At 69.8% G+C, this 18,882-nt stretch carries 17 protein-coding genes; 11 read left to right on the top strand and 6 right to left on the bottom strand.

The window, feature by feature from the left end; genetic code table 11:
• Positions 1-26 precede the first annotated feature (26 nt).
• Both ACIBH4_RS19760 and ACIBH4_RS19755 read right to left on the bottom strand, forming a co-directional pair.
• On the bottom strand, positions 27-773 hold the full coding sequence (locus ACIBH4_RS19760) for an SDR family oxidoreductase (protein WP_362507376.1): 747 nt from the start codon (positions 771-773) through the stop codon (positions 27-29).
• Positions 774-800: 27 nt separating this feature from the next.
• The gene (locus ACIBH4_RS19755; RefSeq protein ID WP_362507373.1) at positions 801-1,646 is read right to left on the bottom strand and encodes a fumarylacetoacetate hydrolase family protein; all 846 of its coding nucleotides are present in this window, start codon (positions 1,644-1,646) and stop codon (positions 801-803) included.
• Positions 1,647-1,807: 161 nt separating this feature from the next.
• Here ACIBH4_RS19755 and ACIBH4_RS19750 point away from each other — a divergent pair, with 161 nt between their 5' ends.
• From ACIBH4_RS19750 to ACIBH4_RS19740, 3 genes are all read left to right on the top strand, one after another.
• Positions 1,808-4,135 carry a glycoside hydrolase family 95 protein gene (locus ACIBH4_RS19750; protein WP_362770000.1) on the top strand — a complete coding sequence of 776 codons (2,328 nt, stop codon included), beginning with the start codon at positions 1,808-1,810 and terminating at the stop codon, positions 4,133-4,135.
• 268 nt (positions 4,136-4,403) lie between these two features.
• Positions 4,404-5,609 (top strand): cytochrome P450, encoded by a 1,206-nt coding sequence (locus tag ACIBH4_RS19745; protein WP_362507367.1) that lies wholly within the window; start codon positions 4,404-4,406, stop codon positions 5,607-5,609.
• Between the two features lie 314 nt (positions 5,610-5,923).
• Positions 5,924-6,364 carry a DNA-binding protein gene (locus tag ACIBH4_RS19740; protein WP_362769999.1) on the top strand — a complete coding sequence of 147 codons (441 nt, stop codon included), beginning with the start codon at positions 5,924-5,926 and terminating at the stop codon, positions 6,362-6,364.
• A 78-nt stretch (positions 6,365-6,442) separates the two neighbouring features.
• Here the strand turns inward: ACIBH4_RS19740 and ACIBH4_RS19735 are convergent, their stop codons facing one another.
• Together ACIBH4_RS19735 and ACIBH4_RS19730 are read right to left on the bottom strand one after the other, a co-directional pair.
• The gene (locus ACIBH4_RS19735) at positions 6,443-7,624 is read right to left on the bottom strand and encodes a macrolide family glycosyltransferase (RefSeq protein ID WP_362507361.1); all 1,182 of its coding nucleotides are present in this window, start codon (positions 7,622-7,624) and stop codon (positions 6,443-6,445) included.
• 375 nt (positions 7,625-7,999) lie between these two features.
• Positions 8,000-9,028, bottom strand: coding sequence for a GDP-mannose 4,6-dehydratase (locus tag ACIBH4_RS19730; RefSeq protein ID WP_362507358.1), 1,029 nt, complete (start codon positions 9,026-9,028; stop codon positions 8,000-8,002).
• 296 nt (positions 9,029-9,324) lie between these two features.
• On the opposite strand from ACIBH4_RS19730, the gene ACIBH4_RS19725 reads away from it, so the two are divergent.
• The 5 genes from ACIBH4_RS19725 (at position 9,325) to ACIBH4_RS19705 (ending at position 15,692) form a co-directional block, all read left to right on the top strand.
• The gene (locus ACIBH4_RS19725) at positions 9,325-10,569 is read left to right on the top strand and encodes a glycosyltransferase family 4 protein (RefSeq protein WP_362507356.1); all 1,245 of its coding nucleotides are present in this window, start codon (positions 9,325-9,327) and stop codon (positions 10,567-10,569) included.
• Between the two features lie 66 nt (positions 10,570-10,635).
• Positions 10,636-11,349: a methyltransferase domain-containing protein gene (locus ACIBH4_RS19720; protein WP_362507354.1), complete on the top strand. Its 714-nt coding sequence runs from the start codon at positions 10,636-10,638 to the stop codon at positions 11,347-11,349.
• Positions 11,350-11,378: 29 nt separating this feature from the next.
• Positions 11,379-12,419, top strand: a complete 1,041-nt coding sequence (locus ACIBH4_RS19715; RefSeq protein ID WP_362770008.1) for a prenyltransferase — start codon at positions 11,379-11,381, stop codon at positions 12,417-12,419.
• Positions 12,420-12,496: 77 nt separating this feature from the next.
• Entirely contained in the window at positions 12,497-14,611 is a 2,115-nt protein-coding gene (locus ACIBH4_RS19710; RefSeq protein ID WP_362769997.1) for a CRTAC1 family protein, read from the top strand.
• A 64-nt stretch (positions 14,612-14,675) separates the two neighbouring features.
• On the top strand, positions 14,676-15,692 hold the full coding sequence (locus tag ACIBH4_RS19705; RefSeq protein ID WP_362769995.1) for an enediyne biosynthesis protein UnbU: 1,017 nt from the start codon (positions 14,676-14,678) through the stop codon (positions 15,690-15,692).
• On the opposite strand, the gene ACIBH4_RS19700 is transcribed toward ACIBH4_RS19705, so the two are convergent.
• Positions 15,628-16,275: a class I SAM-dependent methyltransferase gene (locus tag ACIBH4_RS19700; RefSeq protein WP_362507342.1), complete on the bottom strand. Its 648-nt coding sequence runs from the start codon at positions 16,273-16,275 to the stop codon at positions 15,628-15,630. The two genes, ACIBH4_RS19705 and ACIBH4_RS19700, sit on opposite strands and share 65 nt — an antisense overlap.
• A 76-nt stretch (positions 16,276-16,351) precedes the next feature.
• Here ACIBH4_RS19700 and ACIBH4_RS19695 point away from each other — a divergent pair, with 76 nt between their 5' ends.
• The 3 genes from ACIBH4_RS19695 to ACIBH4_RS19685 are packed head-to-tail and all read left to right on the top strand — an operon-like array spanning position 16,352 to position 18,117.
• Positions 16,352-16,816 carry a pyridoxamine 5'-phosphate oxidase family protein gene (locus ACIBH4_RS19695; protein ID WP_362769993.1) on the top strand — a complete coding sequence of 155 codons (465 nt, stop codon included), beginning with the start codon at positions 16,352-16,354 and terminating at the stop codon, positions 16,814-16,816.
• Between the two features lie 9 nt (positions 16,817-16,825).
• Positions 16,826-17,020, top strand: coding sequence for a ferredoxin (locus ACIBH4_RS19690; RefSeq protein ID WP_362507336.1), 195 nt, complete (start codon positions 16,826-16,828; stop codon positions 17,018-17,020).
• Positions 17,021-17,031: 11 nt separating this feature from the next.
• Positions 17,032-18,117 (top strand): Zn-dependent alcohol dehydrogenase, encoded by a 1,086-nt coding sequence (locus ACIBH4_RS19685; protein WP_362507333.1) that lies wholly within the window; start codon positions 17,032-17,034, stop codon positions 18,115-18,117.
• A 107-nt stretch (positions 18,118-18,224) separates the two neighbouring features.
• Here ACIBH4_RS19685 and ACIBH4_RS19680 read toward each other — a convergent pair.
• Positions 18,225-18,882 (bottom strand): Gfo/Idh/MocA family protein (locus ACIBH4_RS19680; RefSeq protein WP_399172533.1); only part of this gene is annotated, 658 nt, incomplete at its 5' end.

Raw genomic sequence — 18,882 nt, 5'->3', positions numbered from 1 at the left:
TTTCTGCGATCCAGCCGGGATCCCGGTCACGACTTCGGCCGGAGCCTGAGCCCCTGCATCCCGCCGTCCACGGCCAGGATCGTGCCGGTGGTGGCCGCCGCGAGCGGGCTCGCGAGGTAGGCGATCGCCGCGGCGACCTCCGGAGCGCTCACCAGGCGGCCCATCGGCTGGCGGGCCTCCAGCGCCGCCCGCTCGGCCTCCGGGTCCTGCGCCGCATCCAGCAGGCGCTGCACCCAGGGGGTGTCGGCGGTGCCCGGGTTGACGCAGTTGACCCGGATGCCCTCGCGCACGTGGTCGGCCGCCATCGCCAGCGTCAACGACTGGATCGCCCCCTTGGAGGCGCTGTAGAGCGCCCGCTGGGGAAGTCCCGCCGTCGCCGCGATCGAGCAGGTGTTGACGATCACGGCGTGCTCCGAGCGGCGCAGGTGCGGCAGGCTCGCCCGGGTGACCCGGACGATGCCCAGGACGTTGACGTCCATGACCCTGGCCCACTCCTCGTAGGGGTTGTCCTCGATCGTCCCGGCGGCGCCGATCCCGGCGTTGTTCACCAGGATGTCCAGGCCACCGAGTCGTTCGACGGCCTCGGCGACGGCCGCACGGACCGCCTCCTCGTCGGTGACGTCGGCCCTCACCTCGACGAACGGGCCACCGGAGGCGTTGATGTCGAGGGAGGCCACCCTCGCCCCCCGTTCGGCCAGCAGGGTGGCGGTGGCCAGCCCGATGCCGGATCCGCCGCCGGTGACCAGGGCGCGCATGCCGTCGAACTCACCCATTGAGAGACCTCCGTACCGTTTCGTCGCTCACGCCTGTCCCATGGTCTGCCGCTGGCGCCCGAGTCCGTCGACCTCCAGCTCCACGACCTGTCCCGCGCGCAGGTACGGCGTGCCGGGCAGGCCGAGCGCGACGCCCGCCGGGGTGCCGGTGTTGATCAGGTCACCGGGTTCGAGGACCATGAACCGGCTGAGGTAGCGGATCACCTCCGCCACGGTGAAGATCATGTTCTTGGTGTCGCCGTTCTGGAACCGCTCCCCGTCCACCCACAGGCGCAGCCCCAGGGCCTGCGGGTCGGGGATCTCGTCGGGGGTGACCAGCCAGGGACCGAGCGGGTTGAAGGTCTCGCAGGACTTGCCCTTGTCCCACTGGCCGCCGCGCTCCAGCTGGAACTCGCGCTCGGAGACGTCGTTGGAGATGGCGTAGCCCGCGACCTTGGACAGCGCCTCCTCGTGCGTCTCGACGTAGCGGGCCGTCTCGCCGATGACGACGGCCAGCTCGACCTCCCAGTCGGTCTTCACACTGTCCCTGGGGATGAGCACCTCGTCGTTGGGCCCGACGATCGTGTTGGGCGCCTTCATGAAGACGATCGGCTCGGCCGGGGTGGCGGCGTTCGTCTCCGTCGCGTGGTCGATGTAGTTGAGGCCGATGCACACGATCTTCCCGGGCCGCGCGATCGGGGCGCCGATCCGCAGTCCTTCGGCGTCCAGCACGGGAAGCTCGTCCCGCTCCAGCGCCTCGCGGACCCGAGCCACGCCCCCCGAAGCGAAGAAAGCCCCGTCGATCTCGGCTTCCGAGATTGCACGGAGGTTACCGGCCTCGTCCAGAATGGCCGGTCGCTCCTGGCCCACCGGTCCCACTCGCAGTAGCTTCACGCCGCGTCCTTTATCGATACATCGGATGTCTTGTCTCGTGATGTTGAACGACACCGAACCTCGATGTCAACCCCTCACAGATCGAAACGTCTCCTCCACCATCGAGAGGTAACCGCAGATGGAAGGGTTCGAACATGACGTCCTCGGATACACCCGATGACTTGACGCTCTGGTACGACAGGCCGGCCGCCGACTGGGAGACCCAGGCGTTACCGATCGGTAACGGCGCGCTGGGTGCCATGGTGTTCGGCGGCGTCGGCCGCGAGCGGATCCAGTTCAACGAGAAGTCACTGTGGACCGGCGGCCCCGGGGCGAACGGCTACGACTTCGGCAACTGGGCCTCCCCCAGGCCGAACGCGATCGCCGAGGTCAGGGCACGGATCGACCGCGACGGCGCGATGTCCCCCGAGGCGGTGGCGGCCAGGCTCGGGCAACCCAGGAGCGGCTTCGGCGCCTACCAGACCTTCGGGGACCTCTGGCTGGACATGCACGGCGGCCCCGGGATCCCCCCGGACACCGAGACGCCCGAGGACACCGTCACCGGTTATCGCAGGGAGTTGGACCTGCGTGAGGCGGTCGCCAGGGTCGGCTACACCGCGAGCGGGGTGACCCACTCCCGCGAGTACTTCGCCAGCCACCCCGGCGACGTCGTCGTCGGCCGGCTCTCCGCCGACAGGGGCGGCGAGGTCTTCTTCACGCTGCGTACCTCCTCGCCCCGCGACGACAGGGACGACAGACAGGTCTCGGTCTCCGAGGGTCGCCTCACCGTCAGGGGCGTACTCGCCGACAACGGCATGAGGTTCGAGGCGCAGGTACAGGTGGTCACGCGGGGCGGCACCCGCGTCGACGGCGTCGACGAGATCACCGTCACGGGCGCGGACAGCGCGGTGTTCGTCCTGTCGGCGGGCACCGACTACTCCGACGTCCACCCCGCCTACCGGAGCGCCGACCCGCACGCCAGGGTGACCGGGGCGGTCGACGAGGCCTCCCGCAGATCGTACGAGGAGCTCAGGGCCGAGCACCGGGCCGACCACCGCAGGCTGTTCGACCGGGTCGGGCTCGACCTCGGGCAGAGGACCCCGGCCGTCCCGACCGACAGGTTGCGCGCGGCCTACACCGGCGGCACCTCGGCCGACGACCGGGCGCTGGAGGCGATGTTCTTCGCCTACGGCCGCTACCTGCTGATCGCCTCCTCCAGGGCAGGGGCGCTCCCGGCGAACCTGCAGGGCGTGTGGAACGACTCCACCGATCCCCCCTGGGCGGCCGACTACCACGTCAACATCAACCTGCAGATGAACTACTGGCTCGCCGAGCAGACCAACCTCGCCGAGACGACCGAGCCGTACGACCGCTACATCCGGTCGCTGGTCGCCCCCGGCGCGAGGACCGCGCGGGAGATGTTCGGGGCGCGCGGCTGGGTGGTGCACAACGAGACCAACCCGTTCGGCTTCACCGGCGTGCACGACTGGGCCACCGCGTTCTGGTTCCCCGAGGCGGCGGCGTGGCTCACCCTGCGGATGTACGACCACTACCGTTTCTGCGGCGACATCGACTACCTGCGCGAGACCGCGTACCCGGTGATGAAGGGCGCGGCCGAGTTCTGGCTGGACACCCTCCACGCCGACCCGCGTGACGGCGGGCTGGTGGTCTCCCCCAGCTACTCTCCTGAGCAGGGCGACTTCACGGCGGGCGCCTCGATGTCCCAGCAGATCGTCTTTCAACTGCTGACCGACACCCTGGAGGCGGCGAGGACGCTCGGGGCCGACACGGCCTTCCAGGCCGAGGTGACGGCCGCGCTGGCCATGCTCGACCCGGGGATCCGGATCGGGTCCTGGGGACAGCTCCAGGAGTGGAAGGAGGACCTCGACGATCCGGGTAACACCCATCGGCACGTCTCCCACCTGTTCGCGCTGCATCCCGGACGGCAGATCATCGCCGGCACCCCGGAGGCCGAGGCGGCCAGGATCTCGCTCACCGCGCGGGGCGACGGCGGCACCGGCTGGAGCAAGGCGTGGAAGATCAATTTCTGGGCTCGCCTGCTGGACGGCGACCATGCGCACAGGATGCTCGGCGAGCAGCTCAGGGGCTCCACTCTGGACAACCTGTGGGACACCCACCCGCCGTTCCAGATCGACGGCAACCTCGGCGCCACCTCCGGCATGGCCGAGATGCTGCTGCAGAGCGTGCACGGCACGATCCACGTACTGCCCGCGCTGCCGTCCGCCTGGCCCACCGGTTCGGTCACCGGCCTGCGCGCCCGGGGCGACGTGACCGTGGACGTCTCGTGGAGGGACGGCGACGCCGACAGGGTCACCGTGCACGCCGGGAAATCCGGTCCCCTCAGGGTCCGCGCCGCCATGATCGATGGCCGCCACCACGTCGAGGACGAGCGCGGCGGGATCGTCACCCCGCGTCGCGACGGTGACGTCGTCACCGTCGACGCCGAAGCCGGCGGGTCCTACACGATCGTCAAGCTCGCCGCCCCCTGATCGCGGTCGCCGTACGGGCCCCGACTTGACGGGGCCCCCTTACCGTAATAGAACACGTTCCAGAAAGAAGAATCGCCGAGCGCCCGCTCAGGCACTCGGTAACTCGGCGTGCCCGGAGCGAAAGGCGGGAGCTCCAAAAAGTCCCGCGATCGCCACGTTCGCGATGGATTCTCGGCGAACGCGTGAGGGTACGCCGCTGACCGCACCCCCGAAATCGCGCCGATATGAACCGTGTCACGAAAGCGCCGACCGGTTCGCAGGAGGACCATTGGATATCGATCTGGTCGACCAGGATTTCTACTGGCAGAACGGCGCGCCTTACGAACAGCTGGCCTGGCTGCGGGCGAACGCGCCGGTCTACGCGCACCCCGGCGACGCCGAGCGAGGCTGGCCGGGCTTCTGGGCGGTCACCAAGCACACCGACGTGGTGCACGTCTCCCGCCGCTCCGACCTGTTCTCGTCGAGCAGGAAGCTCGCGCTCTTCAACGAGATCCCCGAGGACCAGAGGGCCCTCCAGCGGCTGATGATGCTCAACCAGGACCCACCGGAGCACACCCGGCGGCGCTCCCTGGTCAACCGGGGCTTCACCCCGCGCATGATGAACGCCCTGGAGGGGCACATCCGCGACATCTGCCACGAACTGGTGGACGAGGCCAAGGGGCGCGGCTCGGTCGACTTCGTCAGGGACATCGCCGCCCCGCTCCCGCTGTACGTGATCTGCGAGCTGCTCGGCGCCCCCGTCGCGGATCGCGACAAGATCTTCAACTGGTCCAACCAGATGATCGGGGCCGAGGACCCCGACTACGCGGCCGACCCCGAAGAGGGCACGAACGCGGCGATGGAGGTCTACGCCTACGCCAACACCCTCGCCGCCGAGCGACGCGCCCAGCCCCGCGAGGACATCGTCACCAAGCTGATCATGCCCGACGCCGCCGGGGAGACCCTCACCGAGGAGGAGTTCGACCTGTTCGTGCTGCTGCTCGTGGTGGCGGGCAACGAGACCACCCGCAACGCCGCCTCGGGCGGCATGCTCGCCTTCTTCGAGAACCCCGAGCAGTGGCGGCGCCTCGTCGCCGACCGCTCCCTCGCCCGCACCGCGGCCGACGAGATCGTCCGCTGGGTCGCCCCGGTGAACCTCTTCCGCCGTACGGCCACCGCCGACACGATGATCGGCGGGCAGGAGGTGAAGGAGGACGACAAGGTCGTGATCTTCTACAGCTCCGCCAACCGGGACGAGGAGGTGTTCGCCGACCCCGGCGTCTTCGACATCGGCCGCGACCCCAACCCGCACATCGGCTTCGGCGGCGGCGGCGCGCACTTCTGCCTGGGCAACCATCTCGCCAAGCTGGAGCTGCGGGTCCTGTTCGAGGTGCTGGCCGAGCGGCTGCCCAACCTGGAGCAGGCGGGCGAGGCCCGTCGCCTGCGGTCCAACTTCATCAACGGCATCAAGGACCTGCCGGTCACCGTCGGCTGAGGTCGGGCGACACCGGACACGACATGGGAGGGGCGCCCTCCCATGTCGGAGGCACCGGAGAATCCGGCTCACACCAGTGACTCACGGTGGTGCCACCGATGCATCCGACTCGCGGTGGGGCCACTAAAAACCGGGCGAATCTCCCCGTGTCCCACCGTTTCCCAGCGCGTCCTCCTGTGTCTACCGCCCATGTCTCCCGTGCGCCTTTCCGCGCCGGTCGACGGGTCGCCGTAGCGGCGTCACCCCCATCCTTTAAACATTCTGTTGAATTCAAATTGTTGACAACAGGCTGTGCACTGGATCATCCTGGTCGCATGCCCGCTCATCACGACGGATCATCCGACCCCTTCACCGCTCCCGATCCGGCCCTGACCCGGACGCACCGCGAGTACGCCTCCCTCTCGCGCATCGCCGAGCGCCACGCGACCGACGAATCCCAGCGCCTCCGGCAGGTCCACCCCACGGTCCTCGGAGCCCACGAGGCCGTCAGGCTCGTTACGTTCCTGCTGAGCGGCAGTGCCCACCGCGAGGAGGGCGAGCCGGAGGTGGACCACGCCGACATCACCGCCGCCCTCACCCTTCTGCCCAGGGCCCGCGCGGAGATGGACGAGCTTGAGGCCTCGCTCCTCCTCATGGCGCGGGGCTGCGGCCTCACCTGGCAGGAGATCGCGTTCGGTCTCGGCCTCGCCACCCCTCAGGCGGCCAAGCAACGCCACGAACGCCTCGCGGACCGCACCGCCGCTCCGCCGGCCTGAGGGGCTACGCGTCAAACCCCGCGCCGCTCAACCGCGACGCGGCGGGAGAATCCCCGGCCCTTCAGGCCGAGGAGGAGGTCAAAGCATTTCCTCTATCAGGTCGGCCGCGCGGACGGTGCCGCCCTCGCCCCGGACCTCGTTCCTGAGCTTCGCCAGCCGAGCCGCCACCTCCGGGTCGGAGGTGAGGTCGAGCAGGGCGGCGCGCAACGCCTCCGGGGTGGCGTCCTCGGTGTCGATCCGGCGGCCGACCCCGAGTTCCACGAGCCTGTCGGCGTTGCCGAACTGGTCGGCGGCCTGCGGGACGGCGATCATCGGGACGCCGCAGTACAGGCCCTCCTGGCTGCCGCCCATGCCCGCGTGGGTGACGAACGCGTCGGCCCGCTCCAGGATCGAGAGCTGCGAGACCCAGGAGTGCACCTCGACGTTGGCGGGGATCGCACCGAGTTCCGCCCGGTCCACGAACCTCCCGACCTGCAGGACGACGTGCCAGCCGGGCAGGTCCCCGAAAGCGGCCAGGCAGGAGCGGTAGAAGTCCGGCAGGTTGGTGAAGGCCGAACCCAGGGAGACGAGCAGCACCTTCTCCGCCTCCTCGGGCCGGACCCAGGGCTCCTGGTGGGCACGGGTGGCGAAGCAGGGCCCGGTGAAGGTGATCCTGGCGGGGTCGACCCGGTCGGCGTTGGGCTGCATGACCTTCGGGATGAGCGCGAGCGCCCGTGGCGGACGGCCCCCGAAGTCGTGGGAGTCGGTGTCGCGGATGCCGTTGTCGTGCAGCCACTCGTCGAACCGCCGGTAGTGCTCGGCCCCGCCCGGAGCCTTCTTCAGCTCCTCGACCATCGGCGCCATCTCCTCCCGGTAGCCCTCCCAGGCCACGTAGGTCGGCGAGAGCTGCATCAGGGGGATGTCCCAGTTCTCCGCGAGCACCCGGGCGGTGTAGCCACCGATGTCGTAGAGGAACAGGTCGGGCCGGTCGTTGTCGTACGCGGCGCGGAGCTGCGGCAGCATCGAGATCGCGTCGCCGAGGAAGACGTCGAGCTGCGCGACCGTGTCCTCCGGCCACTCGGCGCTGTCTCCCATGGGCAGGGTCGAGGTGTACGGGACGAGTTCGGCCCCGGCACCGGTGATCACGTCGGCGAAGGAGGGGTCGTTGGCGTAGGTCACCCGGTGCCCCCGCGCCACCAGCTCCCTGATCACTGCGATGCTCGGGTTCACGTGGCCCGGCGCGGGGATGCTGACCATCGCGATGTGCGCGCGTCGGGGCATGGTTTCTCCTCTGTTGGAATTCTGCCGGGATGCCGTCGGGGGGTCCGTCGAGACCTTTGGCGTGGGATCGGTGGAATCGCCACATGCGACGAGACGTATCGTCTCGCTTATGACACAGCATTCCCCCTGTCGCACACGCTGTCAAGACGAGACGCTACGACTCGTCTATTGAATGCCCGGACCGACTCAGGACCGGGAGGCCGGAAAGAGTCACCGGCCCCGGCAAGGCCGGCTCGGGATCGTTCGGACCGCTCGGGGTGAGGCTCGGACCGCTCGGACCTCGCGGGGAAGTGCGTTCGGACCGCCCAGGGGTGAGGATCGGGGCAGTTCGGACCGATCAGGGAGGTGCGTTCGGACCGCCGAGAGAGGTGAAGGTCAGGGCCAGGAGGAGTCCTGGTCGGGGTCGCCGCCCTCGGAGAGCAGCTTGATGTCCGACTCGACCATCATCGCCACGAGTTCCTCGAAGCCGACCGTGGGCTCCCAGCCGAGCTGGACGCGGGCCTTCTTCGGGTCCGCGCACAGCAGGTCGACCTCGGCCGGGCGGTGCAGGGTCTGGTCGGTGACGACGTACCGCTCCCAGTCGAGCCCGGCGGCGGTGAAGGCCGCCTGCACGAGGTCGCGGACGGTCTGGGTGCGGCCGGTGCCGATCACATAGTCCTCGGGCGTGTCCGCCTGGAGCATCAGGTGCATCGCGCGGACGTAGTCTCCGGCGAATCCCCAGTCGCGGCGCGCCTCCATGTTGCCCAGGCGCAGCTCGGAGGCGAGGCCGAGTTTGATCCTGGCCACGCCGAGCGACACCTTCCTGGTGACGAACTCGGCCCCCCTGCGCGGGGACTCGTGGTTGAACAGGATCCCCGACACCGCGTACATGCCGTACGACTCGCGGTAGTTCTGCGTCAGGAAGTGCCCGTACGCCTTGGCCACACCGTACGGCGAGCGGGGGTGGAAGGGGGTGATCTCGGTCTGCGGGGTCTCGCGGACCTGGCCGAACATCTCCGAGGAGGACGCCTGATAGAAGCGGATCTGGCCCGATCCCGCCGCCGTGCGCGAGGAGGAGATGCCCGAGCAGACCCGGATCGCCTCAAGCATGCGCAGCACGCCCATGCCGGTCACCTCGGCGGTGAGTTCGGCCTGCTCCCACGACATGGGGACGAACGAGATCGCGCCCAGGTTGTAGACCTCGTCGGGCTGGACCTTCTCGACAACGGAGATCAGCGAACCCTGGTCAAGCAGGTCTCCCCGGACGAGCTGGACGTCCTGCAGGAGCTTGCGGAAACGTGGGACCCGGGGGTTGGCCTGCCCGCGGACAAGACCGGAGACCTCGTAGCCCTGACCGAGCAGGCACTCTGCCAGATAGGAACCGTCCTGCCCGGTGATACCGGTGATCAGCGCGCGCCTGGCCAACGCGTCCTCCTCGCTTGCGGGGGCGGCAACCTATGCCGGGTCTTGTGCCGTTTGATGGCGAATGTACCCGCAGAGCACCCGGCAGGCACCATCCCCCTGAGGCACAACACACCTAGAACGCGTTACACCGAATCACGCTCGATAAGGCTAACTTCCCAGTTCGCACGCCGTGAAGCGCGATCTAGGGACAATTCCACATCAGGTACAACAGGGTTCGTGAATGGTAGGGTCCGAGGACAAAGGTCATCTTTCACGGTACCTGTCCCCTTTTCGGACAGGTTGAGAAGGGGGTTGCCGTGCCGGGTGCTGAATCACTGCGGGTCGCGCTGCTGTCGTACCGCAGCAAACCGACCTGCGGTGGGCAGGGCGTCTACCTGCGTCATCTCAGTCGCGAGCTGGTCGCACTCGGGCACAGTGTGGAGGTCTTCTCCGGCCAGCCCTACCCGGAGCTCGACGAGGGCGTCGTCCTCACCAAGATCCCCAGCCTTGACCTGTACCGCGACGAGGACCCCTTTCGCACCCCCGGGCTGAGCGAGTACCGCGACTGGATCGACCTGCTCGAAGTCGGCACCATGTGGACCGCCGGGTTCCCCGAGCCGCTCACCTTCAGCCTGCGGGCGTACCGCGAGCTGAAGAAGCGCGTCGGCGACTTCGACGTCGTGCAGGACAACCAGACCCTCGGCTACGGCGTGCTCGGCATCCAGAAGCTGTTCCCCGTGGTCGGGACCATCCACCACCCGATCAGCGTGGACCGGCGCATCGAGATCAAGGCCGCGACGCTGCGCAAGAAGCTCCCGATGCGGCGCTGGTACGGCTTCGTGCGGATGCAGGCCAAGGTCGCGCCCCGGCTCAGCCCGATCCTCACCGTGAGCGAGTCGTCCCTCGCCGACATCCACCGCGACTTCAACGTGCCGCAGAAGAACATGCGGCTCATCCCGCTGGGCGTCGACACCCGCTACTTCCACCCGCGCCCGGAGATTCCCAAGCGACCCGGGTCCATCGTCGCGGTCGCGAGCGCCGACTCCCCGATGAAGGGCGTCGCGACCCTGCTGAGAGCCGTGGCGAAGCTCGCCACCGAACGCGACGTCAACCTGACCGTGGTGAGCAGGCCCACCCCCGGCGGCCCGACCGAGAAGCTCGTCGGCGAGCTGGCGCTGCAGGACCGGGTCAAATTCGTGCACGGCATCTCCGACGCCGAGCTGGGCGAGCTGATCGCCACCTCGGAGATCTCGGTCGTCCCCTCCCTGTACGAGGGCTTCTCGCTGCCGGCCGTCGAGCACATGGCCTGCGGCACCCCGCTCGTCGCGAGCCGCACCGGGGCGCTGCCCGAGGTCGTCGGCGACGCCGCCATACAGGTGGCCCCCGGCGACCCCGAGGAGCTCGCCGCGGTGCTGCGCCGCCTGCACGACTCCCCCGAGGAGCGTGCCGCGGTCGGCAAGAAGGGCTACGACCGGGTCATGGAGCGCTTCACCTGGAACGTCGTCGCCCAACGGACCGTGGAGGCCTACCACGAGGCCATCCAGGCCCGCCGGGCGAAGTGAGCGACACCCTGAAACAACCGAAGTGAGCGACACCCTGAAACGACCACCTCTCACAAGGAGCGGCGAGTGCTGACTGTCGACTTCGACCGGTTGCCCGTGGGCCCGGGGACCCGAGTCCTGGACCTGGGCTGTGGCGGCGGACGGCACGCCTTCGAAGTGCTGCGGCGCGGCGCCGACGTGGTGGCCTTCGACATGGACGCCAAGGAGCTGGAGGACGTGGCGAGCATGTTCTCCGCGATGGACAAGGCCGGGGAGGTGCCGCCGGGGGCGACGGCGGAGACCGTGACCGGCGACGCGCTCGACATGCCGTTCGAGGACGGCGGCTTCGACCGGGTGATCGCCGCGGAGGTGCTGGAGCACATCCCCGACGACATGGCCGCGATGCGCGAGATCTTCCGGGTGCTCAAGCCGGGCGGCCAGGCGGCCGTCACCGTGCCGAGCTTCCTGCCCGAACGCATCTGCTGGGCACTCGACGAGGCGTACCACACCGCTCCCGGCGGGCACGTCCGCATCTACACGCTCGCCGAGCTGAGCGCGAAGCTCAAGTCGACGGGCTTCGTCATCGGCCCGCACCACCACGCCCACGGCCTGCACGCGCCCTACTGGTGGATCAAGTGCGCGGTCGGCGTCGACAACAACGACCACCCGCTGGCCAAGGCGTACCACGAGCTGCTGGTCTGGGACATCATGAAGCGCCCCGCCGCCACCAGGATCGCCGAGGCCGTGCTCAACCCGCTCATCGGCAAAAGCGTGGTGCTCTACGTCCGCAAGCCCGCGTGACCTCCGAAGGAGAGGCAGTGAGCGGCTGCATGGAGTGGGAAGAGGTCGTCCTCACCGCCCGGAGCATCGCGGCGGTGCAGGAGGCCGACGGCGGCGTCCCGTGGCCCGAGGGACACGTGGACGCCTGGAACCACATCGAGTGCCTGATGGCGATGAGCGTGGCGGGGCTGACCGGCCCGGTCCGCCGAGGGTACGACTGGCTCGTCCGCACACAGCGGGCCGACGGTTCCTGGCCGATGAAACTCGTCGGCGGCGAGGCCGTCGAGCAGGGCGGGGAGTCCAACCACGCCGCGTACGTCGCGGTCGGCGTCTGGCACGAACTCCTGGTGACCGGAGACGAGGACTTCGCCCGGCGGATGTGGCCGGTCGTCCGGACGGCGCTGGACTTCGTGGTCGGCCTGCAGACCACCCGAGGTGAGATCGTCTGGGAGCGCGCGGCCGACGGCAGGCCCGCCGCGTACGCCCTGCTGACCGGTTGCGCCTCCATCCACCAGAGTCTGCGCTGCGGTGTGCTGCTCGGCGAGCACCTGGGTGACCCACAGCCCGACTGGGAGCTCGCCGCCGACCAGCTCGGCCACGTGCTGGCCGCCCACCCCGAGGCGTTCGCCGACAAGAGCCGCTTCTCGATGGACTGGTACTACCCGATCCTGGGCGGCGCGGTGCGCGGCCAGGCCGCGGAGACACGGCTCGCCGAGGAGTGGGACACGTTCGTGGAGGCGGGTCTCGGCATCCGCTGCGTCTCCGACCAGCCGTGGGTGACCGGCGCGGAGACGTGCGAGCTGGTGCTCGCCCTCGACGCCCTGGGCGACCGGGGACGGGCGCTGCGGCTCTTCTCCGACATGCAGCACCTGCGGCACGAGGACGGCTCGTACTGGACCGGCTGGCAGTTCGTGAACGGCAAGCACTTCCCGCACGAGCGCTCGGCCTACACCGCGGCCGCGGTCGTGCTCGCCGCCGACGCGCTGGACGGGCACACCCCCGCCTCGGGCATCTTCCGCGACGCGGGCGGGTACGTGACCGACCGTCCCACCGCCGCGTGCGGCTGCAGCCACGCCCGCTCCAGGAGCTGAACCCCCGGCGGTTTCTTTGCACGGAACCAGAAACGCGGTGCTTGAAGGGCTGAATGCGGCTCACTACGTTCGGGTCCGTGACTCGGAGGGGCGGTGGGGTTCGCAGATGCGCGGCGGGATTCCTCGCCCTGGTGTCCGCGACCGCCGGGTGGAGGCTGACCGCCCTGCCGGACACCTCGGCGGTGGAGGCGTCCGCCACCTTCTCCTTCCATGCGAGACCGCTGAGCCCTCCCTCGCGGGCCGGTGACCGTCTCCTGCGGCCGGTCGCGCCGGGGTACGCGCGCCTCGGAAGCCCGGCGTCGTCGCTGGGCGCCGGGGTGGCCCTGTTCGACGTGGACGGCGGAGTCGTCGCCGACGACCTGTGCCTGGTCGATCCCCGCCGCGACACGGTGACCGTGAGGCCCGCGCCGGGGACCTCGCGCCGTTACCGGCCGTTCACGCTGGTCCCCCCCGAGCGCGGACGGCACGAGGCACCGACGGGATGCCTGCCCGCCGATCTCGACCAGGACGGCTGGGAGGACCTGGTCGTCTACTACTGGGGCCGCTCCCCCTCCCTGTTCCTGCGCGTCCCCGGCGAGCCCCCGTCCGGTGCGGCCTTCCGCCACCGTTCGCTCACCGCCGAGCCGGAGATCTGGAACACCAGCGCCGCCACGGCCGGAGACTTCGACGGGGACGGCCGTCTCGACCTCGTCTTCGGCAACTACTTCCCCGACGGCGTCAGGGTGCTGGGCGGCGACAGCGGCGACCAGGCCGACCGCGACGACAGCGACGACAGCGACGACCAAGGCGACAGCGACGACGCCGTGATGCCCGACTCGCCGTCCGCCGCGGCCAACGGGGGCGGCGACCGGCTCTACCGGGCGACGGGACCCGCGCTGTTCACCGAGGCGAAGGGGGTGTTCGACGAGGTCGCGGGCGAGGGCCGGGGCTGGACCCTCGCGCTGGGCACCCAGGACCTGGACGGCGACGGACGGCCCGAACTGTACGTGGCCAACGACTTCGGTCCCGACCACCTGCTGGTCAACGAGTCTGCGCCCGGCAGGGTCCGGTTCACCGAGGCGAGGGGCACCCGACACCTGGCCACTCCCTCCTCGCGGGTCCTCGGCCGCGACTCCTTCCGGGGGATGGGGGTGGCCTTCACCGACCTCAACGCCGACGGCAGGCCGGACATCCTGGTGAGCAACCTCAGCGGGGACCCCGCGCCGCGCGAGGGCGACTTCGCCTTCGTGTCACGGCGAGGAGGGCTCCACGAGGGTCACGCGCCGTACGACGACCTCGGCGAGGAACTGGGACTGAGCCGCAGCGGCTGGTCCTGGGACGTCAAGGCCGCCGATTTCGACAACGACGGCATCGACGAGATCATGCACGCGACCGGGTTCGCCAGGGGTGAGGTCGACCGGTGGGCGCGGCTGCGGGAGGCGGAGTCGGCCAACGACCTGTTCCTCTCCCGCCCTTCGCTGTGGCCGGATCTGAAGGTCGGGGACGACCTGTCGGGACGCGAGACCAACACCTTCTTCATCAGGGGACCGGACGGCCGCTACGTGGACGTGGCGCGGCGAGCCGGGGTCGACGGCGCCGGCGGGGACGGCGGGGACGGTGAGGGTGCGGTCAGCCGGGCCTTCGCCGTGGGCGACGTCGACGACGACGGGCGGCTGGACTTCGCGGTCGCCAACCAGTGGTCCGCGTCGGTGCTCTACAGCAACCACGGGCCGACGGCCCCGTTCGTGGGCCTGCGGCTCCGCCTCCCCGCCGGTGCCTGCGGCATGGCCGGTATGGCCGGAGCGGCACACCCAGAGGGGCGGCCGCGGCCCGGACACGTGCGGCCCGGGCAAGAGACGCTCGGCGAGGCGCGAGCCCGAGTGCCATCCCAACCGGAACATCCCGGACAGGCATGGGCCGGAGCGGCACACCCCGGGCCGACGCGGCCCGCCATCGGCGCCGTCGCCACGGTGCGCCTGCCCGGCGGGGTCACGCGTAGCAGGCAGCTCTACCCCGCCAACGGCCACAACGGCGTCTCCGCACCCGAGTTGCTCTTCGGCCTCGGCGACGACCTGCCGGACCCCGTCGTCCCCGTCGAGATCTCCTGGAGAAACGCCTGCGGCGGCACACGGACCACGTCCGTGTCCCTGGAGCCCGGCTGGCATCAGATCCTGCTCGCCGACGACCGCGCCTCGGAGATCCGGCGGCCATGAACGCCGACCCGAGGCGAGAGCCGGCATCGAATCCCGACGGCCACGCCTCGAAAATCCGGCGGCCATGAACGCCGACCCGAGGCGAGAGAGGGCGTTCCGGCGGCTGGCGGCGTCCCTCACCCTGATCACTGTGCTCGGGCACACCGTGCTCGGGTTCGAACAGTCCTGCCTGGCACCGGTGGTCGGCGTGCTCACCGGCGTGACCGCCGAACTCGTGCTGGAGACGGTGGAGGCGTGGTCGTGGCGACGCCCGCCCCGCTATCTCGGCGTGCCCCGCGCCCGGGTCGTCGGCCTCCTCCTGCCGTCCTACGTGTGCGGCCTGCTCTGCGCGATGCTGCTGTACGGCAACGGGCACCTGATGCCGATCGCACTCGCCGTCCTCATCGGCGTTGGCGGCACGTACGTCTTCCGCATGAAGGCACCGGACGTCTCCCGCGTGAAAGCACCGGAGACCCCGGAGCAGGGGCGAAGGACCGAGGACGTGCCGGGGAGCCCGTTCCTGAACCCGGCGGCCTTCGGGATCGTCGCCGTGCTGCTGTTGTTCCCGTGGGTCGGCCTCGCTCCGGCGTACCAGTTCACCGCGTGGGTCTCGGGGCCGTTCGACCTGGTCGTGCCACTCGCCGTACTCGCCTGGGGCACGGCGGTGAACGCCAGGCTCGCGGGGAGGCTGCCGCTGCTCGTGGGCTGGACGGGCGGTTTCGCCCTGCAGGCGCTGGTCAGGGGCGCGCTGACCGACGTGTCGACGGTGAGCGCGCTGCTGCCGATGACCGGGACGGCCTTCGCCCTCTACGCCGGATACGTGATCGTCGAGCCGGGCACCTCCCCCGCCAGGCCGCGTGAGCAGGTCGTGTTCGGCCTCGCCACGGCGACGGTCTACGGGCTGCTGCTCCAGTTTCATGTCGTCTCCGGGCTGTTCTTCGCCCTGGTGATCGTCGGCGCGGGCCGGGGTCTGCACGCGGCCCTACCCCCCCACCTCCGCCGCACGCTCGCGGCACGCCTCCACGCGACGCTTTCCGTCAGCCGATGCCGGATCCGACCCGTTCGAGCACCCGCAGCGAGCCCTCCTGCCGGACCTCCCTGAACGCACCGGAGGCGAGGGCCCGCTGGTGGACGCGGTACGGAGCCTGCCCGCCCTGGGCCGGGTCGGGGTAGATGTCGTGAAAGACCAGGGCGCCGCCCGGCATGACGTGCGGGGCCCACCCCTCGTAGTCCTTGGTCACCGGATCCTCGGAGTGGCCGCCGTCGATGAAGAGCATCGCGAGCGGTGTGTTCCACAGCGCGGCGACGCGCTCGGAGCTGCCGACGATCGCGACGACCTCGTCCTCCAGCCCCGCGGAGGCGATGGTGGTGCGGAAGGTGGGCAGCGAGTCCATCTTGCCGAAGCGGAGGTCCATCAGCGTGGGGTCGTGGTGGGCCCAGCCCGGCTGGATCTCCTCGGAACCCCGGTGGTGGTCCACGGTGAAGACGACGGACCCCGCCTGCCGGGCCCCCGCCCCGAGGTAGACGGCGGACTTCCCGCAGTAGCTGCCGATCTCGCAGATCGGACCCCGCGGGCCGTACTCGGCGGCGGTCTCGAACAGCGCGACTCCTTCCTCGGGTGGCATGAAACCCTTGGCGCGCTGGGCGACGTACAGCAGGTCGGCCGGCATGGTGGCGATGCTCATCGCAGCAGACTACCGAGACCGAACAACATTCCGACCGCCCTTGCCCGACCTTGTGGAACATGTTCTACTTTGCACCGTGAACCAGCGCGCCCGCATCGTGATGACCGACGACGAGGTGACGGCTTTCATCGCCGAGTCTCGGAAGCTGCAACTCGGCACGATCAACCCCGACGGAACACCGCACATGGTGACCATGTTCTACGGGCTGGCCGAGGGCAAGATCTCGTTCTGGACCTACGGCAAGGCGCAGAAGACGCTCAACATCCAGCGCGACGCCCGGGTGAGCTGCCTGATCGAGGCCGGAGACGAATACTCCGACCTGCGCGGTGTCCTCGTCTACGGGGTGGCGCGCAGGATCGACGACCTTGAGGGCGTCCTCGGCATCGGCATGGACGTGACCAGACGGATGGCCGGGATGCCCGACGCGGAGGAGTCACTCACCGAGTACGTGGCCTACACCGGCCGTAAAAGGGTCGCCTTCGTGGTCGAGCCGAGTCGAGTGATCTCCTGGGATCACCGTAAGCTCGCCATTCCCGGTTAGGAGGCCCGTATGAAAATCAAAGTCGACTATCTGGTCTGTGAGGCCAATGCGATCTGCATGGGACTCGCCCCGGAGGTCTTCGAGCTCGACGACGACGACCAGCTGCACGTGCTGCTGCCTGAGCCGCCGCCGGAGATGCTGGACCGCGTCCGGCACGCGGTCCGGTCCTGTCCCAAAGCCGCACTCTCCCTTGAGGAGAACTAGGAGGACCCCCCATGCGTGGTGCGCTTCTGCATGCCGTCGGCGACGACAAGCTCGACATCCGCGATGACCTCACCCTCGCGCCGATGGGCCCGACGGATGTCCGCGTCAAGATCAGGGCCACCGGCGTCTGCCATTCGGACCTGTCGGTGATCAGCGGCGTGCTGCCCATGCCGTTGCCGGTCGTCCCCGGCCACGAGGGGGCGGGAGAGGTCGTCGAGGTCGGTGACCACGTGACCTCGGTACAACCCGGCGACCACGTCATCGTCAACTGGACCCCGGCCTGCGGCAGCTGTGCGAACTGCCTGGTGAACCAGCCTTTCCTGTGCATGACGTACGTGATGGACAGCTTCGTCAACGCCCGCTTCCGTTACGGCGGCGACACCCCGGCGTTCGGCATGGCCGGGTGCGGCACCTGGTCCGAGGAGATCGTCGTGCCCTGGCAGGGGGCGATCAAGGTCGATTCCGACGTGCCGTTCGAGGCCGCGGCCCTGATCGGCTGCGGGATCACCACCGGCGTCGGCGCGGCGCTGAACACGGCCAAGGTGAGGGCGGGCTCGACCGTCGCCGTGGTCGGCGCGGGCGGTATCGGCCTGTCGGTGATCCAGGGCGCCCGCATCTCCGGCGCCACCACGATCCTCGCGATCGACCCCCTGGAGTCCAAGCACGCCCTCGCCAAGAAGGTCGGCGCGACCCACGCCATCACACCCGACCAGCTCATGGACGCGGTCGGCACGCTCACCGGCGGCGCCGGGTTCGACTACGGTTTCGAGGCCGTCGGCAAGTCCGCCGCCATCATGACGGCCTGGCAGGCGACCCGCCGGGGTGGCGACACGATCGTGGTGGGCGCGGGCGCGATGGACGACAACGTCCCGCTGAGCGCCTTCAACCTGCTGTTCGAGGGCAAGAACATCCTCAGCTCGCTGTACGGCGGCTCGGACGTCCGGCGCGACTTCCCGTTCTTCGCCGGGCTCTACAAGGCGGGCAAGCTCGACCTGGAGAGCATGATCAGCTCCCGCATCAGGCTGGCCGACCTCAACGACGCCGTGGCGGCGCTCAGGGGCGGCGAGGTCCTGCGCCAGATCGTCGTCCTGGACTGAGAACCGTCGTCGGCCGCGTGACGGGCGGGCGAACTCGGTTCGCGCGCCCGTCACGCGGGTGACGGGGCCCGCTCACCGGGTGTGCACCCGATGGGTGGCAGGCTCCGTCATACCTCCTCGATCGCCGTCATCCGGCTCTGGTCGGCGGCGCTGCGCTCGACCGCGGCCAGCACGCGCTGGACGTTCAACCCGTCGTCGAACGACGGAGCCGGGGCGACACCGGAGGTGATCGCCTCGACGAAGTCCTTCACCTCGTGGGTGAAGGTGTGCTCATACCCCAGGCCGTGGCCCGGGGGCCACCACGCTCCCGCGTACGGGTGCCCGGCCTCGGTGACCAGCACCCGGCGGAAACCCGCCTCCTCGGCCGGCAACGCGTGATCGTGGAACCACAGCTCGTTCATCGCCTCGAAATCGAACGCCAAACTCGCCGCGGAACCGTTCACCTCGATCCGCAACGCGTTCTTACGCCCGGTCGCGAAGCGGCTGGCCTCGAACGACGCCAGCGCGCCACCGCTGAGACGGCCGATGAACAACGCCGCGTCGTCGACGTCGACGTCACCCATCTCCACCCCCGAACCGCCACCCGCCGCGGCCGACAGGCCGGCCGAGGCCTCGGCCAGCGGCCGCTGGGTGACGAACGTCTCGGTCAGCCCTGAGACCTGCGTCAAACGCTGCCCGGTGATGAACTGCGCGGTATCGATGATGTGCGCGCCGATGTCACCCAACGCCCCTGAGCCGGCCAGCTCCTTGCGCAGCCGCCACACC

The sequence above is a fragment of the Streptosporangium sp. NPDC050284 genome, assembly GCF_044459525.1.
In the GTDB taxonomy this organism is placed as follows: domain Bacteria; phylum Actinomycetota; class Actinomycetes; order Streptosporangiales; family Streptosporangiaceae; genus Streptosporangium.
The sequence above is the reverse complement of the archived record's forward strand: the minus strand, read 5'-3'. Positions and strand labels throughout refer to the sequence as shown.